The 5445-nt window shown below is 55.7% G+C and carries 3 rRNA genes; all 3 read right to left on the bottom strand.

Annotation, left to right across the window (positions count from 1 at the left end):
• Nucleotides 1-3: 3 nt before the first annotated feature.
• A 5S ribosomal RNA gene (gene rrf, locus AC3RX1_RS17460) occupies nt 4-120 on the bottom strand.
• A gap of 114 nt (nt 121-234) precedes the next feature.
• Nucleotides 235-3343 (bottom strand): 23S ribosomal RNA (locus tag AC3RX1_RS17465).
• Between the two features lie 374 nt (nt 3344-3717).
• Nucleotides 3718-5240, bottom strand: a 16S ribosomal RNA gene (locus AC3RX1_RS17470).
• Together the 16S, 23S and 5S rRNA genes form the textbook arrangement of a ribosomal RNA operon.
• Nucleotides 5241-5445 lie beyond the last annotated feature (205 nt).

Raw genomic sequence — 5445 nt, forward strand, 5'->3', positions numbered from 1 at the left:
GAAGTCCGGCGGTGTCCTACTCTCCCACAGGGTCCCCCCTGCAGTACCATCGGCGCTGAGAGGCTTAGCTTCCGGGTTCGGAATGTGTCCGGGCGTTTCCCTCTCGCTATGGCCGCCGAAACACTATGGATGTTTCGGTGTCGTCACAACGACGTGTCTGTGTGTTGTTGTGTTCCCGACCGTACATCGGGAACCACTCAGTGGACGCGAGTCATCCGCAGAAGGATGAAAGTGTTTGTCAAGTCATCGGCTTATTAGTACCGGTCAGCTGCACGCATTGCTGCGCTTCCACATCCGGCCTATCAACCCAGTAGTCTGGCTGGGAGCCTCTCACCCCGTAGGGTATGGAAGTCTCATCTTGAGGCCGGCTTCCCGCTTAGATGCTTTCAGCGGTTATCCATCCCGAACGTAGCTAATCAGCGGTGCTCCTGGCGGAACAACTGACACACCAGAGGTTCGTCCAACCCGGTCCTCTCGTACTAGGGTCAGATCCTCTCAAACTTCCTACGCGCGCAGCGGATAGGGACCGAACTGTCTCACGACGTTCTAAACCCAGCTCGCGTACCGCTTTAATGGGCGAACAGCCCAACCCTTGGGACCTACTCCAGCCCCAGGATGCGACGAGCCGACATCGAGGTGCCAAACCATGCCGTCGATATGGACTCTTGGGCAAGATCAGCCTGTTATCCCCGAGGTACCTTTTATCCGTTGAGCGACAGCGCTTCCACAAGCCACTGCCGGATCACTAGTCCCGACTTTCGTCCCTGCTCGACCTGTCAGTCTCACAGTCAAGCTCCCTTGTGCACTTACACTCGACACCTGATTGCCAACCAGGTTGAGGGAACCTTTGGGCGCCTCCGTTACTCTTTGGGAGGCAACCGCCCCAGTTAAACTACCCACCAGGCACTGTCCCTGAACCGGATCACGGTTCGAAGTTAGACATCCAGAGTGACCAGAGTGGTATTTCAACAATGACTCCACCCGAACTGGCGTCCGGGTTTCACAGTCTCCCACCTATCCTACACAAGCCACACCGAATACCAATACCAAGCTGTAGTAAAGGTCACGGGGTCTTTCCGTCCTGCTGCGCGTAACGAGCATCTTTACTCGTAATGCAATTTCGCCGAGTTCGTGGTTGAGACAGTTGGGAAGTCGTTACGCCATTCGTGCAGGTCGGAACTTACCCGACAAGGAATTTCGCTACCTTAGGATGGTTATAGTTACCACCGCCGTTTACTGGGGCTTAAATTCGGAGCTTCGCTTGCGCTGACCCCTCCTCTTAACCTTCCAGCACCGGGCAGGCGTCAGTCCGTATACATCGTCTTGCGACTTAGCACGGACCTGTGTTTTTAGTAAACAGTCGCTACCCACTGGTCTCTGCGGCCACCACACCCTTTCGGTGTAAAACCTAGTAAGTGGGTGGCCCCCCTTCTCCCGAAGTTACGGGGGCATTTTGCCGAGTTCCTTAACCACGATTCTCTCGATCTCCTCGGTATTCTCTACCTGACCACCTGAGTCGGTTTGGGGTACGGGCGGCTAGAACCTCGCGTCGATGCTTTTCTTGGCAGCATAGGATCACCCACTTTTCATCCGCATCGTGTCTCACCCGTATGTGAGGGACGGATTTGCCTATCCCTCGGGCTACGCACTTGCACCAGGACAACCATCGCCTGGCTTGGGCTACCTTCCTGCGTCACACCTGTTACTACGCTAGCCGCACCAGCATGGGGTCGAGCGTTCACCAGAACACCATCACCCCGAAGGGATCCGGCACGTCCTGGCTAGGACTCTTAGCACCACTGGATTGACTGGGGCGGTTCTTCGCCGGTACGGGAATATCAACCCGTTGTCCATCGACTACGCCTGTCGGCCTCGCCTTAGGTCCCGACTTACCCAGGGAAGATTAGCTTGACCCTGGAACCCTTGGTCTTTCGGAGGACGTGTTTCTCACACGTCTTTCGCTACTCATGCCTGCATTCTCACTCGTGTGCCGTCCACGGCTGGGTCACCCCGCCGCTTCACCCGGCACACGACGCTCTCCTACCCATCCACACGACTGGACCACGAAGGCCTATCGCAAGGTGTGAATGCCACAACTTCGGTGGCGTGCTTGAGCCCCGTTACATTGTCGGCGCGGAATCACTTGACCAGTGAGCTATTACGCACTCTTTCAAGGGTGGCTGCTTCTAAGCCAACCTCCTGGTTGTCACAGCAACTCCACATCCTTTCCCACTTAGCACGCGCTTAGGGACCTTAGATGGTGGTCTGGGTTGTTTCCCTCTCGACGATGAAGCTTATCCCCCACCGTCTCACTGCTGCGCTCTCACTTACCGGCATTCGGAGTTTGGCTGACGTCAGTAACCTTGTAGGGCCCATCGGCCATCCAGTAGCTCTACCTCCGGCAAGAAACACGCAACGCTGCACCTAAATGCATTTCGGAGAGAACCAGCTATCACGAAGTTTGATTGGCCTTTCACCCCTATCCACAGCTCATCCCCTCAGTTTTCAACCTAAGTGGGTTCGGCCCTCCACGACGTCTTACCGTCGCTTCAGCCTGGCCATGGATAGATCACTTCGCTTCGGGTCTAGGACATGCGACTGAACGCCCTATTCAGACTCGCTTTCGCTACGGCTACCCCACCCGGGTTAACCTCGCCACATATCACTAACTCGCAGGCTCATTCTTCAAAAGGCACGCTGTCACCCCTACCAAGGAGGCTCCAACGGTTTGTAAGCAAACGGTTTCAGGTACTATTTCACTCCCCTCCCGGGGTACTTTTCACCTTTCCCTCACGGTACTTGTCCGCTATCGGTCATCTGGGAGTATTCAGGCTTATCAGGTGGTCCTGACAGATTCACACGGGATTTCTCGGGCCCCGTGCTACTTGGGATACTCTCCACGCCAAGAACACGCATTTCGGCTACAGGGCTATCACCTGCTACGGCCCGCCTTTCCAGACGATTCGCCTATACGCTCTTGTCACGCCGACTGCCCGGCAGAACAGTCAAGAAAGTCCCACTACCCCCAACATGCAACGCCCGCCGGCTCTCACACATGCTGGGTTTGGCCTCTTCCGGTTTCGCTCGCCACTACTCACGGAATCACGGTTGTTTTCTCTTCCTGTGGGTACTGAGATGTTTCACTTCCCCACGTTCCCTCTACCCGCCCTATATATTCAGACGGGAGTCACCAGGTCGGCACGCCGCCTGGCGGGGTTTCCCCATTCGGAGACCCTCGGATCAAAACTTGCTTATCAGTTCCCCGAGGCTTATCGCAGATTGCTACGTCCTTCTTCGGCTCCAGATGCCAAGGCATCCACCGTTTGCTCTTAAAGACTTGAAATCACATGAGCACGACCCACCCAAAAAGGGCAGGCCGAAAAAATCATCTATTCTTTAAGATGCTCGCGTCCACTGTGTAGTTCTCAAAGTACGGGCGGCACCCACCCGAACAGCCACCAAACGGCGACCACCCAAGCAGGTCCATCCAGAGGAAGAAACCACCCCCACACGGGGATGGCATCCGGTCCCTCAGGACCCAACAGCGTGCCGGCACCCCACACACCCCCCACACCGTTCCAACCGCCGAAGCAGCGTACTAAGCACAAGAAGCATCCAAGATGCCATGTCAAACGTTCCACCCATGAGCTACCAGCACCACACGGACGGTGGTGATCTGGCGCCTGGAAGACCCGAAGATCTCCAGATGCTCCTTAGAAAGGAGGTGATCCAGCCGCACCTTCCGGTACGGCTACCTTGTTACGACTTAGTCCTAATTACCGATCCCACCTTCGACGGCTCCCTCCACAAGGGTTGGGCCACCGGCTTCAGGTGTTACCGACTTTCATGACTTGACGGGCGGTGTGTACAAGACCCGGGAACGTATTCACCGCAGCGTTGCTGATCTGCGATTACTAGCGACTCCGACTTCACGTAGTCGAGTTGCAGACTACGATCCGAACTGGGACCGGCTTTTTGGGATTCGCTCCACCTCACGGTATCGCAGCCCATTGTACCGGCCATTGTAGCATGCGTGAAGCCCAAGACATAAGGGGCATGATGATTTGACGTCATCCCCACCTTCCTCCGAGTTGACCCCGGCAGTATCCCCTGAGTTCCCACCATAACGTGCTGGCAACAGAGAACGAGGGTTGCGCTCGTTGCGGGACTTAACCCAACATCTCACGACACGAGCTGACGACAACCATGCACCACCTGTATAGAGACCTTGCGGGGCGACCATCTCTGGCCGTTTCCTCTATATGTCAAGCCTTGGTAAGGTTCTTCGCGTTGCATCGAATTAATCCGCATGCTCCGCCGCTTGTGCGGGTCCCCGTCAATTCCTTTGAGTTTTAGCCTTGCGGCCGTACTCCCCAGGCGGGGAACTTAATGCGTTAGCTGCGTCACGGAATCCGTGGAAAGGACCCCACAACTAGTTCCCAACGTTTACGGGGTGGACTACCAGGGTATCTAAGCCTGTTTGCTCCCCACCCTTTCGCTCCTCAGCGTCAGTTACGGCCCAGAGATCTGCCTTCGCCATCGGTGTTCCTCCTGATATCTGCGCATTCCACCGCTACACCAGGAATTCCAATCTCCCCTACCGCACTCTAGTCTGCCCGTACCCACTGCAGGCCCGAGGTTGAGCCTCGGGATTTCACAGCAGACGCGACAAACCGCCTACGAGCTCTTTACGCCCAATAATTCCGGATAACGCTTGCACCCTACGTATTACCGCGGCTGCTGGCACGTAGTTAGCCGGTGCTTTTTCTGCAGGTACCGTCACTCACGCTTCTTCCCTGCTAAAAGAGGTTTACAACCCGAAGGCCGTCATCCCTCACGCGGCGTTGCTGCATCAGGCTTGCGCCCATTGTGCAATATTCCCCACTGCTGCCTCCCGTAGGAGTCTGGGCCGTGTCTCAGTCCCAGTGTGGCCGGTCACCCTCTCAGGCCGGCTACCCGTCGACGCCTTGGTGAGCCATTACCTCACCAACAAGCTGATAGGCCGCGAGCCCATCCCAGACCGAAAAATCTTTCCAACCAGTAACCATGCGGTTCCAGTTCATATCCAGTATTAGACGCCGTTTCCAGCGCTTATCCCAGAGTCCAGGGCAGGTTGCTCACGTGTTACTCACCCGTTCGCCACTGATCCACAAGAGCAAGCTCTCGCTTCACCGTTCGACTTGCATGTGTTAAGCACGCCGCCAGCGTTCATCCTGAGCCAGGATCAAACTCTCCGTAAAAAACGAAAGCCACAACATCACCGGGAAAACAGTGAAACGCTGCAGCGAGTTCAATCATGACCAAAAACGAATGTCACTGACATCCATAAAATTGATCCAAAGGAATCTCACCCAACCAAAAAGGTCAGGACGAGGTTAATTGGCATTTGACAAGTGCACGCTGTTGAGTTCTCAAGGATCGGACGCACCCACAACCCAACCCCAA

It is taken from the genome of Microbacterium altimontanum (assembly GCF_058349865.2).